Annotated in this window: 16 protein-coding genes; 8 read left to right on the top strand and 8 right to left on the bottom strand. The window is 71.3% G+C overall.

Annotated elements, in window-relative coordinates; all coding sequences use genetic code 11:
• Window positions 1-51 precede the first annotated feature (51 nt).
• Together PV734_RS43490 and PV734_RS43485 are read left to right on the top strand one after the other, a co-directional pair.
• Window positions 52-372 carry a hypothetical protein gene (locus tag PV734_RS43490; protein ID WP_319098220.1) on the top strand — a complete coding sequence of 107 codons (321 nt, stop codon included), beginning with the start codon at window positions 52-54 and terminating at the stop codon, window positions 370-372.
• Window positions 373-475: 103 nt separating this feature from the next.
• Window positions 476-1,693, top strand: coding sequence for an NlpC/P60 family protein (locus tag PV734_RS43485; protein WP_319294820.1), 1,218 nt, complete (start codon window positions 476-478; stop codon window positions 1,691-1,693).
• Here the strand turns inward: PV734_RS43485 and PV734_RS43480 are convergent.
• The 5 genes from PV734_RS43480 to PV734_RS43460 are packed head-to-tail and all read right to left on the bottom strand — an operon-like array spanning window position 1,633 to window position 7,437.
• Window positions 1,633-2,919, bottom strand: coding sequence for a styrene monooxygenase/indole monooxygenase family protein (locus PV734_RS43480; RefSeq protein ID WP_319294819.1), 1,287 nt, complete (start codon window positions 2,917-2,919; stop codon window positions 1,633-1,635). The genes PV734_RS43485 and PV734_RS43480 overlap by 61 nt on opposite strands.
• A 49-nt stretch (window positions 2,920-2,968) precedes the next feature.
• Window positions 2,969-3,634 (bottom strand): ATP/GTP-binding protein, encoded by a 666-nt coding sequence (locus PV734_RS43475; RefSeq protein WP_319098223.1) that lies wholly within the window; start codon window positions 3,632-3,634, stop codon window positions 2,969-2,971.
• Window positions 3,615-4,022 (bottom strand): DUF742 domain-containing protein, encoded by a 408-nt coding sequence (locus PV734_RS43470; protein ID WP_319098224.1) that lies wholly within the window; start codon window positions 4,020-4,022, stop codon window positions 3,615-3,617. Before PV734_RS43470 ends, PV734_RS43475 begins: the two co-directional genes overlap by 20 nt.
• Window positions 4,019-4,573: a roadblock/LC7 domain-containing protein gene (locus PV734_RS43465; protein ID WP_319098225.1), complete on the bottom strand. Its 555-nt coding sequence runs from the start codon at window positions 4,571-4,573 to the stop codon at window positions 4,019-4,021. The genes PV734_RS43470 and PV734_RS43465 overlap by 4 nt, the downstream gene beginning before the upstream one ends.
• Complete coding sequence (locus tag PV734_RS43460) at window positions 4,570-7,437, bottom strand: nitrate- and nitrite sensing domain-containing protein (protein ID WP_319098226.1); 2,868 nt, start codon at window positions 7,435-7,437, stop codon at window positions 4,570-4,572. Before PV734_RS43460 ends, PV734_RS43465 begins: the two co-directional genes overlap by 4 nt.
• Before the next feature lie 451 nt (window positions 7,438-7,888).
• On the opposite strand from PV734_RS43460, the gene PV734_RS43455 reads away from it, so the two are divergent.
• Window positions 7,889-8,680, top strand: coding sequence for a protein phosphatase 2C domain-containing protein (locus PV734_RS43455; protein ID WP_319098227.1), 792 nt, complete (start codon window positions 7,889-7,891; stop codon window positions 8,678-8,680).
• A 45-nt stretch (window positions 8,681-8,725) separates the two neighbouring features.
• On the opposite strand, the gene PV734_RS43450 is transcribed toward PV734_RS43455, so the two are convergent.
• Both PV734_RS43450 and lon read right to left on the bottom strand, forming a co-directional pair.
• On the bottom strand, window positions 8,726-9,202 hold the full coding sequence (locus PV734_RS43450; protein WP_319098228.1) for a MarR family winged helix-turn-helix transcriptional regulator: 477 nt from the start codon (window positions 9,200-9,202) through the stop codon (window positions 8,726-8,728).
• Between the two features lie 191 nt (window positions 9,203-9,393).
• Window positions 9,394-11,817 (bottom strand): endopeptidase La, encoded by a 2,424-nt coding sequence (gene lon / locus PV734_RS43445; protein WP_319294818.1) that lies wholly within the window; start codon window positions 11,815-11,817, stop codon window positions 9,394-9,396.
• Window positions 11,818-11,994: 177 nt separating this feature from the next.
• Here lon and PV734_RS43440 point away from each other — a divergent pair, with 177 nt between their 5' ends.
• Window positions 11,995-12,654 (top strand): GNAT family N-acetyltransferase, encoded by a 660-nt coding sequence (locus PV734_RS43440; RefSeq protein ID WP_319098230.1) that lies wholly within the window; start codon window positions 11,995-11,997, stop codon window positions 12,652-12,654.
• Here PV734_RS43440 and PV734_RS43435 read toward each other — a convergent pair.
• A complete protein-coding gene (locus PV734_RS43435) occupies window positions 12,651-13,436 on the bottom strand; it encodes a rhomboid-like protein (RefSeq protein WP_319098231.1) in 786 nt (261 codons plus the stop codon). The two genes, PV734_RS43440 and PV734_RS43435, sit on opposite strands and share 4 nt — an antisense overlap.
• A 149-nt stretch (window positions 13,437-13,585) precedes the next feature.
• Between PV734_RS43435 and PV734_RS43430 the strand changes: the two genes are divergently transcribed.
• The 4 genes from PV734_RS43430 to PV734_RS43415 form a co-directional block, all read left to right on the top strand.
• On the top strand, window positions 13,586-14,281 hold the full coding sequence (locus PV734_RS43430) for a spermidine synthase (RefSeq protein WP_319294846.1): 696 nt from the start codon (window positions 13,586-13,588) through the stop codon (window positions 14,279-14,281).
• Between the two features lie 145 nt (window positions 14,282-14,426).
• Entirely contained in the window at window positions 14,427-15,164 is a 738-nt protein-coding gene (locus tag PV734_RS43425; RefSeq protein ID WP_164409290.1) for a response regulator transcription factor, read from the top strand.
• Entirely contained in the window at window positions 15,161-16,270 is a 1,110-nt protein-coding gene (locus PV734_RS43420; RefSeq protein WP_319098232.1) for a HAMP domain-containing sensor histidine kinase, read from the top strand. Before PV734_RS43425 ends, PV734_RS43420 begins: the two co-directional genes overlap by 4 nt.
• Window positions 16,271-16,586: 316 nt before the next feature.
• Window positions 16,587-16,917: 2-oxoglutarate dehydrogenase E1 subunit family protein (locus PV734_RS43415; protein WP_319294817.1), on the top strand; the 331-nt coding region annotated here is incomplete at its 3' end.

The raw sequence follows: 16,917 nt of genomic DNA, 5'->3' as shown, positions 1-16,917 counted from the left end.
GCCCCGCCTGCCCCCACCTGCCCCGACCGCCCCGTACCGGAAACTGATCCCGTGAAGAGCCAAGACACCGCCTTCGAGGGCGGCCCCCTGGACGGCCGCGTGCTGCCCATCCTGCTCGGCCCGACCGGGCAACCGCCGAAGACGTACAGGGTCCCGGTACCGGACGCGGCCGGCGGCCCGCCGACCGTGCTGGTCTACCGCCGCGCGCCCAAGGGTCCGCCGGGAAAACTGGGCCTGCACCCGGGCTGGAAGTACGCCTACGACCCCGAGGGCGACCGGGGCGACGACGGCAGGCTCCGCTGGCCGTGGTCGAAACCGGCCACCGGACCAGGCGCCACGCCGCAGGGCAAGCCGGACGACACCGACGGGTGACGAGGTTGGGCCGAACCGCGCACGCTCGGCGCGCGGACCTCGCGCCCACGTCACAGGCTCGCGGTGCGGAGCGGACGGGCTGCCCCGCACCGGAGGTGATGACGTGTCAGGAAGGCTACTGCGTCTGGTCTGTACGGCGGCGATGGCCGCCGGCACACTCCTCGCACCCGTCCCCGCCCTGGCCGCACCGGACCCGGCCCCCTCGGCGACACAGTCCCCCGGCGAGCCCGCCACGGAGGAACAGCCCTCCGTCTCCGCCCTTCTGACTGACCTTCAGCGGCTGTACCGCGAGGCCGAGCAGGCCACCGAGACCTACGGCGCCACCGCCGAACGGCTGAAGGGGCAGCGCGCCGAGGTCCGGCGGCTGGACGGACAGCTCGTGCGCGCCCGGCTCTCCCTGCACGAGCGGCGCGGCGCCCTCGGCAGGCTCGCCCGCCAGCAGTACCAGAGCAGCAGCGGCATCTCCCCGTACGTCCAGCTGCTGCTGGCCCGCGATCCGCAGCACGCGCTCGAACAGGGCCATGTGATCCGGCAGTTGGCGCTGGAACGGGCCCAGACGGTGGGCCGGCTGGTCGGCGGCGAGCGGCGCACCGACAGTCTGGCGCGCGCGGCCCGTGCCGCCCTGGACCGGCAACTCACCCTCGCCGAACAGCAGAAGCGGGACCGGGACGTCGTACGGGAGCGGCTGAGGCGGGTCGAGGAGCTGCTCGCCACCCTCAGCACCGAACAGCTCGCCGGGCTGGCCGAGTTGGAGAAGGGCGCGTTGGACAAGGGTGAAGTGGCCGGGAAAGAGCGGGAGTTCATCACCTCGGGCGCCCTCAGCGCCGGTCGGAAGCCGTCCGGGGAAGGTGAGCGGGCACTGCGGCAGGCGGTGGCGCAGCTCGGGAAGCCGTACGAGTGGGGGGCCGAGGGGCCGGCCTCGTTCGACTGCTCGGGGCTGACCTCGCAGGCCTGGGAGACGGCGGGCCGGCCCATCCCCCGGACCAGCCAGGAGCAGTGGGCGCGGTTGCCGCACATCCCGCTGGCCGAGCTGCGCCCCGGTGACCTGGTCGTCTACTTCCCCGAGGCGACCCACGTGGCGCTCTACCTCGGGGACGGCCTGGTCGTCCAGGCGCCGCGTCCGGGTGCGAGGGTGAAGGTGTCGCCGCTCTCGGCCAACCCGGTGCTGGGCGCCGTACGGCCGGACCCGGACGGGGAGCCGCTGCGGCGGTACACACCGCCGAGGCTCCCCGCCGACGCGACGGCGGGCCCGGACGAAGGCTACGACTCCGTCACCGGGCCCGGTTCCCAGGCGCCCGCTCCCGTGACCGAGCCCAGGTAGGCGGCCGTCCTCTCGGGCTCGTAGAAGAAGTTCTCGAAGTCCGACGGGTCGTCGAAGGCGTTGGCGAAGCGGTCGGCGACCGGAGGCAACTGACCTGCCGCACCGAGGAGGTTGATGATGTGCTCCGGCGGCGGGCCGAGCATCGCGTTGGTCCACTTGGTGACGTGCTGGGCGGTGTCCCAGTAGCGGTCGAAGGTGGCCCGCATCCAGGTCTCGTCGAACTCCTTCTCGCCCTGGTCGAGGATCGAGGTGAGATACGAAGCCGCGCATTTCGAGGCCGAGTTGGAGCCCTGGCCGGTGATCGGGTCGTTGGCCACGACCACGTCGGCCACGCCGAGGACCAGGCCGCCGCCGGGGAGGCGGCCGACCGGGTTACGGACGGTGGGGGCGTAACGGCCGGCCAACGTGGCGCCGGCGTCGGTGAGTTCGGCCTTGGTGGCCCGCGCGTACTCCCACGGAGTGAACCGCTCCATGAGTTCCAGGGTCAGGGAGAGGTGCTCGGCGGGGTCGCGGACGCCGTTGAAGACGTCGAGGGGGCCGCCGGGTATGCCCTCCCAGAACAGGATGTCGGCGCGGCCCGAGGTGGTGAACGTCGGCATCACGAACAGCTCGCCGACGCCCGGGACCAGGTTGCAGCGTACGGCGTCGTAGTCGGGGTGCTCGGGGCGCGGGCCCAGGCCGTGGACGTAGGCGACGGCCAGCGCGCGCTGCGGCTCGCGGTGCGGAGAGCGCTCGGGGTCGCGGGCGAACATCGACACCAGTTCGCCCTTGCCCGCGGCGACCAGGACCAGGTCGTACGTACGGGAGAAGTAGTCGAGGTCGCCGACCGCAGCGCCGTGGATGACCAGTTGGCCGCCGCGCTGGGCGAACGTCTCCATCCAGCCGGCCATCTTCACCCGCTGGTCGACCGACTGGGCGTACCCGTCGAGCCTGCCGACCCAGTCGATCGCGCGCTGGGTCGGGCCCGGGTCGTGCGAGCCGGGGGCGGCCACCGAGACACCGAGTCCTTCGATCTTCGGGGCCTGGGACTCCCAGAAGTTCAGCTGGAGATCGCGCTCGTGCTGGAGGGCCGTGTGGAACATGCACTGCGTGGACATGACCCGGCCGGACCGGATCTCGTCGGAGGTCCGGTTGGACATCAGGGTGACCTCGTACCCGTGCGACTGGAGTCCGAGGGCTATCTGGAGTCCGGCCTGACCGGCTCCGACGACGAGTATCTTCCGCATACGGTCTGGTCTCTCCCCATGTCGTGTCAGTACTCGGGACTACCCGGAACTACTCGGGACTGACGTCCAGCGCGTGGCCCACCAGGGCGAGCAGGGTCTCGATCACCGGGAGGCGGCGCCGCGCATCCATGATCATGACAGGTATGTGCGCGGGCACCGTGAGCGCCTCCCGCACGTCCTCCGCGTCGAACTCGGCACTGCCGTCGAAGTGGTTGACGGCCACGACGTACGGCAGCCCGCAGCTCTCGAAGTAGTCGAGCGCCGGGAAGCACTCCTTCAGCCGCCGGGTGTCGGCCAGCACGACCGCGCCGATCGCACCGCGCACCAGGTCGTCCCACATGAACCAGAACCGCTGCTGGCCCGGCGTGCCGAAGAGGTAGAGGACCAGGTCGTCGTCGAGCGTGACGCGGCCGTAGTCCATGGCCACGGTGGTCGTGCGCTTCTCCGGGGTCGCGGTGAGGTCGTCGGTGCCCTCGCTCGCCTCGGTCATGAGCGCCTCGGTCTGGAGGGGCTCGATCTCCGAGATGGTGCCGACCATCGTGGTCTTGCCGACGCCGAAGCCGCCCGCGATCACGATCTTCGTGGCGATGGGCGCACGGGTGCGGTCCTCCTGCCACGGCCGCAACTCCTCGTCCTCGAGGGGCCGTCGTCCTTCCGGCGGAAGGTGGAGAAGCGGGGAGACACCACGGGCGACGTCAGAGACGACGGAGTCCACTCAACACCCTTTCCAGCAGCGCGCGGTCCGGCTGCCCCGGCCCGTGGCCCGTTCCGTACACACGGATCCTGCCCTGGTCCGCGAGGTCGCTGAGAAGCACGCGGACCACGCCCAGCGGCATCTTCAGCAGCGCGGCGATCTCGGCCACCGTACGCATCCGGCGGCACAGTTCGACGATGGCCCGCAGCTCCGGCATGATCCGGGTGCTGAGGGAACCATTCTCCAACTCCTTGCGCTCCTCGGGCGCTTCGATCGCGGCGACGAACGTCTCGACGAGGAGGACATGGCCGAAGCGGGTCCGGCCGCCGGTCAGCGAGTACGGGCGTACCCGGGCCGGTTTGCGGTCGCCGCCCCGGACCGGAAGCTTGGGCGTGCCCGGCGTACTCACTTGGCACCCTCCGCCGAACGGCCCCGTCCTGGCCGGACGGCCATCGGACCGACCGCCGCCGGTTCGTCGGCCGGTGCGCCGCGTTCGATCGACTCCCGCAGCTCACTGCGGAGTTCGGGGGTCAGGACGTGCCCGGCGCGGCCCACGAAGAGCGCCATGTGGTACGCCACCACGCTCATGTCGCAGTCCGGGGAGCCGTGCACACCGAGCAGCGAGCCGTCGCTGATCGACATCACGAAGAGGGTGCCGTCCTCCATCGCGACCATGGTCTGCTTGACGCCGCCGTAGTCCATCAGCTTGGCGGCGCCGATGGTGAGGCTGCCGATGCCGGAGACGATGGTGGCGAGGTCGGCGGCGGAGCCTCTGGGGCCGGTCGGCCGGTCGGGCCGGCGTTCCGCGTTCCTGTCTGGGTCTGACGAGAGCAGGAGCAGACCGTCCGAGGAGACCACCGCGACCGACGTCAGTCCCGGCACCTCCTCGACGAGATTGCTCAGCAGCCAGTGCAGGTTGCGGGCTTCACTACTCAGGCCGAAGGTACTGGGCGCGGTCAACTGCTTGCCTCCTCGACAGTTTCCCCCGTGGTTTCTTCGGCACGTGCCGGCTCTGCCGTACGTGCCGTCTGTCCCGTACGCTGCGCGATCTCCGCCTCCACGTCACGGTGTCCGTCGCGCGCGCCGCGCTGGAATCCGCCGAGCCGGCGGCGCAGTGCCTCGGCGTCGACGGAAGCGGTGCGCGGTCTCGGCGGTTCGGCGGGCGTGGTGATCTTCGGGGTCCGCTTGGGCAGTCCCTTGTCCGTGACCGGTTCCTCCTCGACGCGCTCATGCGTGTCGGGGCCGATGGCGTAGGGGTCCGGGGCGGTGGTTCCGGTCGCGGGCGCGAACGGGGCGTCGGTGTCGGGAGCCGGGGGGACGGTCGGCTCGGTGGTGTCCTCGGCCGGGGGCGCCGGCAGCAGCAGCTCCATGGTGAGCTCGGACGCGGGAAGGGGCGCGGGCTCGGGCACCGACACATCCGGGTCCGCGTCCGTGCCCGTGTCCGTCGCCGGGCCTGCCTCGTCGTCGGCCTCCGCGTCGCGTACGGCCCGTTCCGCCAGGGCGATCATCGGGTCGGGCGCGTCGGCCGGGATCGGGGTGTCGGCCGGTGCCTCACCCGGCTCACCGGGCGGCTCGACGCCCGGCTCCTCGGCCTCCGAACGGCCCTGCAGGACATTGGAGTTGACCTCCGCATCGGCGCCCGGGAACGAGAGCGCCGGGGCGCCACCGGGCGTCGAGGCGACCGACGGCGGCACGGCGGCCGGGTCCGGGGCCAGCAGCGTCTTGGGCAGGACGACGACAGCCGCGACCCCACCCTCCCTCTGCTCCCGCAACTGCACCCGTACTCCGTGCCGATGGGCGAGCCGCGCGACGACGTACAGGCCGAGCCCGATCCCGTCGCCGTCGTCCTTCCCGGTGCCGCCACCCGTCTCGTAGGCGTCGTGCGGGGTGTCCGGGTCGAATTCGGCGAGGCGGGAGTTGAGCCGGACCAGGCGTTCGGCGGTCATACCGATGCCCTCGTCCTGGACGGAGAGCATGACCTCGCCGCTCTCAAGCAGCCAGCCGGAGATCTCCACCGGCAGCTCGGGCGGGGTGAACGAGGTGGCGTTCTCCAGGAGTTCGGCCAGCAGGTGGCTGACGTCGTCGGCGGCGAACCCGGCGAGATGCGTGTGCGGCGGCAGCGCGGAGATACGCACCCGCTCGTACCGCTCGATCTCGCTCACCGCGGCGCGGACGACGTCGACGAGCGGGACGGGACCCGCGTGCTGGTGGCCGTGTTCGGCGCCGGCGAGGACGAGGAGGTTCTCGCTGTGCCGACGCATGACGGTGGCGAAGTGGTCGAGCTTGAAGAGGGTGGCGAGCCGGTCCGGGTCCTGCTCACGCTCCTCCAGGCCCTCGATGACCGCGAGTTGACGCTCGACAAGGCCGAGGGTGCGCAGCGCGAGGTTCACGAAGGTGCCGTGGATGCTGTGCCGGGTACGCGTCAACTGAGCTGCGGCGTCGGCGAGTTCGGTGCGCAGTTCCTCGCGGGCGTCGGCCATCTTCTGGCGCTGGCCGACCAGGTGCTTGCGGTCGGACTCCAGGGTGGCGATGCGGTCGTGGACGGCGAGAGCGCGGGCGTGCAGGGCGTTGACGGAGCGTACGACCTGGGCGAACTCGTCGTTGCGGCCGGTGAACTTGACGGGTTCCTCGGCGAGCGGGTCGGCGGCCTCGGCGAGCCTGGCGGTGCCCCGGCGCAGCACGGACAGCGGACGGGTGAGGGTGCGGGCCATGGCGGTGGCGATACCGACGGCGACCAGGAGGAGCGCGCCGAGGACGGCGATCCGGATCTCCAGCTCGGTGACGTCGTCGTCCCGTAGTCGGGCGAGGGCCTTGGTGCGCCGGTCGTAGAGGGAGGACTCGACGCCGCGCATCAGTTCGACGCGGGCGGAGACCGCCGCGTCCACACCGCTGAGGCTGGTGGCGAGTTCGCTCGTGGACAGCGTGGCCTGGTCGGTGAGCGAGGCGAGGTACTTGTCGGCGGTGTCGACCTCGGGTCCGGTGACCGTGGAGTCGTAGCTGCCGACGGCGGCCTCGGGGGCCGTCTCGCGGAAGTCGGCGATGGCCGCGTCCGAGCGCAGCCGGGCCTGCTGGGCGGCGGCGCTGAGCGCGTTCCGCGTCTTCGCGTCGGCCGGTGAGGTCACGGCCTGCTCGGACGACAGCCCGGTGACCGGGTCGTACACGCTCTCGGTGGACGTCGGCACGCTGAGCGCGGCGAGGAGGAGCCCCCGGGCGGCAGCGGCCTGCTGGACGGCGGAGTCGAGTTCGGCCAGGGCGTACGCGCCGGCGCCTGCCCGGGGCGGCTGCCGCTCGGCCAGCCGCTCGGCGAGGCGATGCAGCCCGGCGATGGCGGCGGAGTACGTCTCGTGCGACTGGAGAGCGGTGCTCTTGCCGGTGAGCGCCTCCCGGCGCAGCGTCGCGATGTCGTCGAGGTCCGCCCGGAGCGCGGCCGGGGTGTCCGGGTTCGCGCGCAGGTCGCCGACCTCGCGGTCGACGCGGGCGGCGCGCTGGTCGGAGGGCGCCTTCGCCTTGGGGCGGCCGGCGGCGATGTAGACGGTGACCTCGTCGCGTTCGTCGGCGAGCGAGTGGGCGAGGGTCAGGGCGTCCTGGGTCTGCGTCGCGAGCGTCACCAGGTCCTGGGAGTCGTGGAGCTGGGACGAGGCGGCGATGACGGACGGGGCGCCGGCCCCGGCGATCGCGGCGGCCACGACGGCGACGGCCACGATGAGCCGGTTGCGGACGTGGCCGGGGCGCCCCCGGCCCGCGGGATCGGTCGGGGCGTCACCGGTAGCGCCCCCTGCGGGAGCTGTCTGCCTGCCTGTGCGCCGAGGCCGCGTCTTCTGCACCGGTGCTCGCATTCCTGACTCGTGTGCCCATGGGCCCGGGTGACGATCCGTCGGGACCCGGATGACGTTCCGTCAACTGCGTGGCCGCCCGGATGGTTCTGGCCTGCCGCTCACCCGGTACGGTTCCGGTGCTCCGGCACGGTCCGGTTCCCGACCCTCCCATGCCGGTGGGCAGGGAGCGCGCGTCACCTGACCCGCCACTCGAAGGAGTGAACATCAAGGAGTCAACATCGACGGGGAGTTGGCGGCAAGTTCCTCCGGCCTGTGCCCCCGCCCAGGGTGGCGGGCCGGTTGGACGTGGGCGGCGGGCTTTGACATTATCCGCAGCGACGTCTTCACGGAGTAGATCATTACCTCCCAAACCAGGCGTCTGACCAGCGGCTACACGCTGTTTCGGCAATCCTTGCCAGCCTTTTGGGAAGCTTGTGAAGGGCTCGTGCAGACTGGCCGGATGCGCACTGAACTCGTCACGGAACCCGGCGATCCGGGCCGCCCCAATGAGGACTTCGCGGCGATCGGGCTTCCCGCCTCCGGGCAGGGCGGTTCGCTCGTCCTCCTGGACGGGGTGACTCCACCCGGGACCGGGACGGGTTGTCTGCATTCCGTCCCCTGGTTCACGGCCCGGCTCGGCGGCGCGCTGACCGAACTGTCTGTTTCACAACGGGATATGCCCCTCACCGAGGTACTGGCCGCCGCCCTCGCTCGTACCGCCGGGGCCCACGCACAAACCTGTGACCTTTCTCACCCGCGTACGCCCCAGGCGACCGTGGTTCTCGCCCGCTGGTCACCGGAGACCGTCGAGCACCTGGTCCTGTCCGACTCGGCCCTGCTGACCGAGTCCCCGGACGGCACGGTCACGGCTCACCTGGACGACCGGCTGGCCCGCGTCCCCCGGTCCTCGCTGGCCACGGACGCGATCGCCGACGCGACGGTACGCAACAAGGAGGGCGGCTTCTTCACGGCGGCGGCCGATCCGTCGGTGGCCTCCCGCGCGGTCACGGGCACGACCCCGCGCGCCGAGGTGCGCGCCCTGGCCGCACTGACGGACGGGGCGACCCGCTGGGTCGAGAAGTTCGCCGAGGGCGACTGGACGGCCTGCTTCACCACCGTCCGCAAGGAGGGCGCGGGGGCGCTGGTGCACCGCGTACGGGAGCTGGAGCGGGCGGACGTGGACGCGGGCCGGCCGCGCCTGCGCCGCAGCAAGACACACGACGACGCGACGGTCGTGTACGTCGAACTGTGACGCCGGGGGCGGACGAACAGGCCGAACCGGCTGAACCTGTGGGGCCTACTTCTCCATCCCGAGGTTGAGCTGATGCAGCAGCCGGGCCAGTTCGGCCACCTCGACGCGATCCCAGGCAGCCAGCTCACGCACGTACCGTGCCCGCCGCGCCTCCCGGACGGTACGGAAGCGGGCACGGCCCTCGTCCGTGAGGTGGACGAGCCAGGCGCGTCCGTCGGCCGGGTCCGGTTCGCGGGCGACGAGGCCCAGCTCCTCCAGGGCGCGCAGCTGGCGGGACATGGTGGCCTTGCCGACGCCGATGTAGGCCGCGAGCTCGGTGGCACGCTGCCGCCCGCACTCGTCGAGCCGCACCAGCAGCCCGTACGCCGACGACTCCAGGTCGGGGTGGACCTGGCGGGCCATCTCCCCGGAGTTGGCCCGGGCGCGCCGCAGGAACACCGTCAACTCCCGCTCCAGGGCGAGGAACTCCCGCTCGACCCCACTCCCGTCCGGGCGTTCCCCGCCGTTGCCGTCCTCGTGCACGTCAGCACCCCTGATCCGGTCTCACCGCTCGGAAAGTCTCCGTCGAGCACGGCCATCGCCGCAGCTCGGACAGTATTTCGCAGGACCGGGGAGACGGTGTCATCCAGGTCCCCGTCAACCCCGGAGCCGCACACACGGGAAGGCCCGGGCCCCCTTCCGGGACCCGGGCCCTACCCAACCGGCAACGTCCGTCACGCCGCTGCCGGAACCTGTGCCTCCGCCGCGTTCTCCGCCGGGGTGAGCGCCAGTTCGAGGACCTGGCGGACGTCCGTGACGGCGTGGACGTCGAGCTTCTCCAGGACCTCGGCCGGGACGTCGTCCAGGTCGGCCTCGTTGCGCTTCGGGATGATCACGGTGGTGACACCGGCCCGGTGCGCGGCGAGCAGCTTCTGCTTCACACCGCCGATGGGCAGCACCCGCCCGGTCAGCGAGACCTCGCCGGTCATGGCGACGTCCGTGCGGACGAGCCGTCCGCTGAGCAGCGAGGCGAGGGCGGTCGTCATGGTGACGCCCGCGCTCGGACCGTCCTTGGGCACGGCACCCGCCGGGAAGTGGATGTGCACGCCCCGGTCCTTCAGGTCGCCCACGGGCAGTTCCAGTTCGGCGCCGTGCGAGCGGAGGAAGGAGAGCGCGATCTGCGCGGACTCCTTCATCACGTCACCCAGCTGCCCGGTGAGCGTGAGCCCCGCCGCCCCGGTCTCCGGGTCGGCGAGCGAGGCCTCGACATAGAGGACGTCACCCCCGGCCCCGGTGACCGCGAGCCCGGTCGCCACACCGGGGACGGCGGTCCGCCGCTCGGCCGGGTCGGTGGCGGACTCGGGCACATGGTGGGGCCGCCCGATGAGCGCGCGCAGATCAGCGTCCGTGACGGTGAACGGCAGCTTCCGCTCACCGAGTTCGTGCTGTGCGGCGACCTTGCGCAGCAGTCGCGCGATGGACCGCTCCAGGTTGCGGACGCCGGCCTCCCGGGTGTACTCCCCGGCGAGCTTGCGCAACGCGCCCTCGTCGAGGGTGACTTCGGGGCTCTCCAGGCCGGCCCGCTCCAACTGCCGTGGCAGCAGGTGGTCCCGGGCGATGACGACCTTCTCGTCCTCCGTGTACCCGTCCAGCCGGACGAGTTCCATCCGGTCGAGCAAGGCCTCGGGAATGGATTCCAGGACGTTGGCGGTCGCGAGGAACACCACGTCGCTGAGGTCGAGTTCGACTTCGAGGTAGTGGTCGCGGAAGGTGTGGTTCTGCGCCGGGTCGAGGACTTCGAGCAGCGCGGCGGCCGGGTCGCCCCGGAAGTCGGAGCCGACCTTGTCGATCTCGTCGAGGAGAACGACGGGGTTCATCGACCCGGCCTCCTTGATGGCCCGCACGATACGCCCGGGCAGCGCGCCGACGTACGTACGCCGGTGCCCGCGGATCTCGGCCTCGTCCCTGACCCCGCCCAGCGCCACCCGGACGAACTTCCGCCCCATGGCGTGCGCGACGGACTCACCGAGACTGGTCTTGCCGACGCCGGGCGGCCCGACGAGGGCGAGTACGGCGCCACCGCGACGCCCGCCGACGACCCCGAGGCCGCGCTCGGCACGCCGTTTGCGCACGGCGAGGTACTCGGTGATGCGCTCCTTCACGTCATGGAGGCCCGCGTGCTCGGCGTCGAGCACGGTCTGCGCGCCCTGGATGTCGTAGGCGTCCTCGGTCCGCTCGTTCCAGGGGAGTTCGAGGACGGTGTCGAGCCAGGTCCTGATCCAGCCGCCCTCGGGCGACTGCTCGGAGGACCGCTCCAGCTTGTCGACCTCCTTGAGAGCCGCCTCGCGCACGTTCTCCGGGAGATCGGCGGCCTCGACACGGGCCCGGTAGTCGTCGGACTCCTCGCCGTCCTTCTCACCGTTGATCTCGCGCAGTTCCTTGCGGACGGCTTCCAGCTGCTTGCGCAGCAGGAACTCCCGCTGCTGCTTGTCGACGCCCTCCTGGACGTCCTTCGCGATGGTCTCGGCGACGTCCTGCTCGGCGAGGTGGTCGCGCAGCTGCTGGGTGGCGAGCTTCAGCCGGGCCACCGGGTCGGTGGTCTCCAGGAGCTCGATCTTCTGCTCGATGCTGAGGAAGGGTGAGTAACCGGAGTTGTCGGCAAGGGTGGAGACGTCGTCGATCGCCTGTACGCGGTCGACAACCTGCCAGGCGCCGCGCTTGCGCAGCCAGGCGGTGGCGAGAGCCTTGTACTCCTTGGCGAGTTCGGTGACATGACCGGGTACGGGGTCCGGCACCGCGTCGTCGATGCGCGTGCCCTCCACCCACAGCGCGGCCCCCGGGCCGGTGGTCCCGGCGCCGATCCGCACGCGCCCCCGGGCCCGGATGAGGGCGCCGGGATCCCCGTCGGCCAGCCGGCCGACCTGCTCGACGGTGCCGAGGACACCGGTACTCGCGTACGCCCCGTCGATACGTGGCACCAGCAGCACCCTGGGCTTGCCGGGCCCGGTGCTCGCGGCGGCCTGGGCAGCCTCCACGGCGGCCCGCACATCGGCGTCGTTCAGGTCCAGCGGAACAACCATGCCGGGCAGCACGACCTCGTCGTCGAGCGGCAGCACGGGCAGTGTGAGCGGTGTGAACGCCGTGGACTCAGTAGCCATGATCTCCCCTTCAGCACTCAAGTTGAGCTATGCCGACTCAATGCTTGACGGGAGCCGAATGTTCCCCGGAGCGTGTTCGCCGTGAGCGATCACCCCTGCCGCAGCGGCCCAACGCCCGCATACAGTCGCCCACGTAACACTCGTAATCACATATCAACCATTACTCAAGGAGTTCGGGTGGACGGAACCGTGCGGGCCTGGGTCGACGGCTGGGTGGTCTCACGCGGGGCGTCGCCGCCGCTGGTCGAGCCCTGGGGATACACGATCGACGTGGGCACGTCCCGAGCCGTCACCCGGCACGTCCTGGGCGCGGTGAACGACGGCGTCGAGGAGCGGACCGTCCGGAAGGTGGCCGACGCCGTGACCGGGGCGGGCGTGTGGCTCAAGGTGTTCGAGGACCCGGAGACGGTCGGCGGGTGGCTCGGCGAAGGATGGTCGGTCGCCCCGGAGCCGGGCTACCTGATGTCCGTCCCGCTGACCGCCTCGGAGGCGCCGGCCGCCCCCGACGGCTACCGGGTCCGCACCTGGACGCGCGGCGGCGTCACGCGCGTGATGCTCGCGGGGGCCGACGGCTCCTGGGCGGCCCGCGGCCAGATCGCCCCCACGGGCCGGACCGCGGTCGTCGACCAGGTGGAGACCTCCCCCGCGCACCGCCGCCGGGGCCTCGGCGCCTTCGTGATGCGAACACTCCTGCGGGAGGCGTCCGCACAGGGCGCGGAGAGAGGCGTACTGGCCGGAACACCGGAGGGGCGGGCGCTGTACGAGTCGCTGGGCTGGCGCGTGGAGGCGCCCCTGACGAGCGCGACGTTCATGGGGGCGGCCGTCGACGGACCCTAGAGCCTCCGCCACCGGCGCACCCAGGGCCAGGTGGCGACCCCGATGGCCAGCGCCGTCACATGCCCCCAGTTGGTCATCGGATCGGCGTAGGCGACGAGGTCCTGCACCAGCGTCCCGCCGAACACCACCAGCAGCGGCCACCCCAGCCAGGGCCGCAGCAAGCCCGCCAAGGCCCCCACACTCGCCGCGACCCCGAAACTGATCCCGTAGTCGAGCCGATGCAGCGAACTCTCGGGCAGCCACCCCACCAGCACCCCGAGCCCCACCGGCACCTCGGTCGCGAGAGTGGCCAGCACATGCCCGAGCGCGAACACCCAGACGGCACGGAGACCGCCGATCCGCCGCTCCAGCGCCGTAAGAACAAGGAGGAAGAGAACGCCGTACGGCGAGGTCACGCCTCCCACGACCCACAGCGCGCTGGTGACCAGCACGAGCACGGGTGCCCGCAGGAGGTGGGCGACATCCGTACTGGTGCCCTGATGGAGGGCGTGCACGAGGGCGGGGTCCGCGTGTTCGGCCACGTATGCCGTGACCAGGAGGACGGCCGCGTACGTGAAGGTGAACGGAGTACCCGTGGGCGTGGGGAGAAGGTGCCAGGGGCGGAAAACCCGCCGCCCCCTGGGGACAGTGTCCGCCGGGACCGCCGGCCGCGCGGACACGGCTTCCGCCGCCCCCCGCTGCCTCGGCACCCCGTCCAGCAGCCGCACACCCTCCGCGACGGGCGCGCCCGAGGGCGCCGGTGAAACCGACGTCACGTCGCCCTTCGCATCGACCCGTTCCACAGTGAGGCGCTCCTTCCGCTTCGCCCCACCCTTCGCCTCCACCCGCGCGGTTGTCTGTGACCCGCGCCACGCCACGGCCGATTCACAGCAAGCCGACAGGGCGCGTAAAGGCCGCGCTCATCCGGGCCGCACTGCGCCAAGATGCCTCCATGACCCTCCCGACCGCTTCCTACGGCGCCCCCGAAGTCCTCGACCGGCAGGAGGGGCCGTACGGCGAAGTCGTGCTGCGGCGGCACGGAGAGTTACTGCAGATCATCGCCAACGGGTGCTTCCTGATGGACACTTCGGACGGCCGGTCCGAGCGCCTGCTGGTCGACGCCGCCCTCGACGCGCTCGCCCCCGGCTCCCGGGCCGCCTTGCCGCACGTCCTCATCGGAGGTCTCGGCGTCGGGTTCTCGCTCGCGCATGCCGCGGCCGACCCCCGCTGCGGCGGAATCACCGTCGTCGAACGTGAACCGGCGATCATCGGATGGCATCGCGACGGGCCGCTGTCGGAGTTCTCGGCCCGCGCCCTCTCCGATCCACGCACCGAGATCGTCGCAGCTGACCTGGTGAGATACGTCAATGAGACGTCCGCCACATTCGACGCCCTGTGTCTCGACATCGACAACGGCCCCGACTGGACCGTCACGGAGGACAACCAGAGCCTGTATTCGCAGGCCGGACTGGCAAGCTGCGCAAGGGTGTTGAGGCCGGACGGGGTGCTCGCGGTGTGGTCCGCGCAACCCTCTCGGGAATTCGAGCAAACTCTACGGAATGCCGGGTTCCGGTCGGTACGCACCGAAGAGATCCCCGTTGCCCGAGGAGTCCCTGACGTCGTCCACCTCGCCGTTGGGCCTGGATAGACCCTTCGTGGTGACTGCCCGTACGCTGCACCCCTGACGCCGATCACTCATCCGATCAGTCGTGCGTCAACCGCAGTCATGCGCGGACAAGCGCAGCCAAGGAACCACCCCACTGGTTCCGGAAAGCACACTTCAGGGACGGGCGATGGAGCAGACACACACCTCCCAGAACGGCGCGACGGCGACTCCTGGCGCCCAGCGCCGGGTACTCGTGGTCGAGGACGATCCGACGATCGTCGACGCCATCGCGGCCCGTCTGCGCGCCGAGGGATTTCTCGTGCAGACCGCCGGTGACGGACCGGCCGCCGTCGACACCGCCGAGGCCTGGCAGCCCGATCTGCTGATCCTCGACATCATGCTGCCCGGCTTCGACGGGCTCGAAGTATGCAGGCGGGTGCAGGCCCAGCGGGCCGTGCCCGTCATGATGCTCACCGCGCGCGACGACGAGACGGACATGCTGGTCGGGCTCGGGGTCGGCGCCGACGACTACATGACGAAGCCCTTCTCCATGCGTGAACTGGCCGCGCGGGTGCATGTGCTGCTGCGCCGCGTCGAGCGGGCCGCCATCGCCGCGTCGACGCCGCGCTCCGGCATCCTGCGCCTCGGCGAGCTGGAGATCGACCACGCGCAGCGGCGGGTACGGGTGCGCTCGGAGGACGTGCATCTCACACCCACCGAGTTCGACCTGCTCGTCTGTCTCGCCAACACGCCCCGCGCCGTTCTCTCGCGCGAGCAGCTGCTCGCCGAGGTCTGGGACTGGGCGGACGCCTCGGGCACCCGGACCGTCGACAGCCACATCAAGGCGCTGCGCCGGAAGATCGGCGCCGAGCGGATCCGTACGGTGCACGGGGTCGGCTACGCACTGGAGACACCGACGCCATGAACCTGGGGCGGCCGGCCGCGCGGAGAAGCCCCGGGGAACCCTGGGGCGGCGTACGCCCGTTCTCGATCAAGACCAAGCTGGGCGCACTGGTCGTCGTCTCGGTGCTGATCACCACAGGTCTGTCGATGATCGCGGTGCACACCAAGACGGAGCTCCGCTTCATCACGGTCTTCTCGATGATCGCCACACTGTTGATAACGCAGTTCGTGGCGCATTCGCTCACCGCGCCGCTCGACGACATGAACGCGGTGGCCCGCTCCATCTCGCAGGGCGACTACACGCGCCGGGTGCGCGAGAACCGCTGGGACGAACTGGGCGACCTGGCCCAGACGATCAACGTCATGGCGGACGAGCTGGAGGCCCAGGACCGTCAGCGCAAGGAGCTGGTGGCAAACGTCTCGCACGAGCTGCGCACCCCCATCGCGGGTCTCCGCGCGGTGCTGGAGAACGTGGTGGACGGGGTCTCGGCCGCCGATCCGGAGACCATGCGTACGGCGCTCAAACAGACCGAGCGCCTCGGCCGGCTGGTGGAGACCCTGCTGGACCTCTCCCGGCTCGACAACGGGGTCGTCCCGCTGCGCAAGCGGCGGTTCGAGGTCTGGCCGTATCTCTCCGGTGTGCTCAAGGAGGCCAACATGCTGGCCTCCACGCGCGCGGGCATCGCGTCCGGCTCCGGCGGTCACACCCGTAACGACGTTCATCTGCACCTCGACGTCACCCCGCCCGAGCTGGTCGCGCACGCCGACCCGGAGCGGCTCCACCAGGTCGTCGCCAACCTGATCGACAACGCGGTCAAGCACAGCCCCCCGCACGGCCGGGTCACGGTGAGGGCGCGGCGCGGGACGCCGGTCGAGTCCCTGGAGCTGGAGATCCTGGACGAGGGTCCGGGCATTCCGCGCTCGGAGTGGCACCGCGTCTTCGAGCGGTTCAACCGCGGCGGCGTCAGCTCACCGCACGGGCCGGGCAGCGACGGCGGTACGGGGCTGGGGCTGGCGATCGCCCGCTGGGCGGTCGATCTGCACGGCGGCCGGATCGGTGTGGCCGAATCCGAGCGAGGTTGCCGGATTTTGGTCACCCTTCCGGGAGAGCCGTCCGTCCCAAGTTGACGTAAAGTTCGAAGCGGAGCCACAAGATCCACCTGACATCCCCGCTGAGGGACGCGCGTGGACACGTGTGATTACTCACAGGCCCGCGCATTTCGTGCGCACTGGCGACTATTTGCGTTTCCCTCACGTGTCCCTTTCGGACCGGAACCCCGCTTGTTTCCCGCCATTTCACCCCCCGAAACCCGATTCTTGATGTGACTTACGCGACGTTGAACGGGCCCGGACTGACCTTTCGGCCACGGGGGCGTAGCCTTGATTCCCGCTGTCCATCACCTTGTGAAGCCACCATGTGAAGCGGAAGAGGGCGGTTGCCGCCGTGTCGCCACAGTCCCCCAGTAACTCATCGAGCATCTCGACCGACGAGGCCCCAGGTAACCCTGCGGCCGCGTTCGGACCGAACGAGTGGCTCGTCGACGAGATCTATCAGCAGTACCTCCAGGACCCGAATTCCGTAGACCGTGCCTGGTGGGACTTCTTCGCCGACTACAAGCCCGGGGCGGCCGCCGTCCCCACGGCTACGGCGGGTACTGCGGCCGCGGGGGCCGCAGAGACCATCCCGACCCCCCAGGCCGCCCCCGCGGCTCCCGTGGCCCCGACGGTGCCCGCACCGGCCCCCGCGGCCGCGCCCAGGCCCGCCGCGGCCGCTC

This window comes from Streptomyces sp. AK08-02, from assembly GCF_033795085.1.
Classification (GTDB): Bacteria; Actinomycetota; Actinomycetes; order Streptomycetales; family Streptomycetaceae; genus Streptomyces; species Streptomyces echiniscabiei.
Note: the sequence above shows the minus strand (reverse complement) of the source record. Positions and strands in the feature narration are given on the sequence as shown.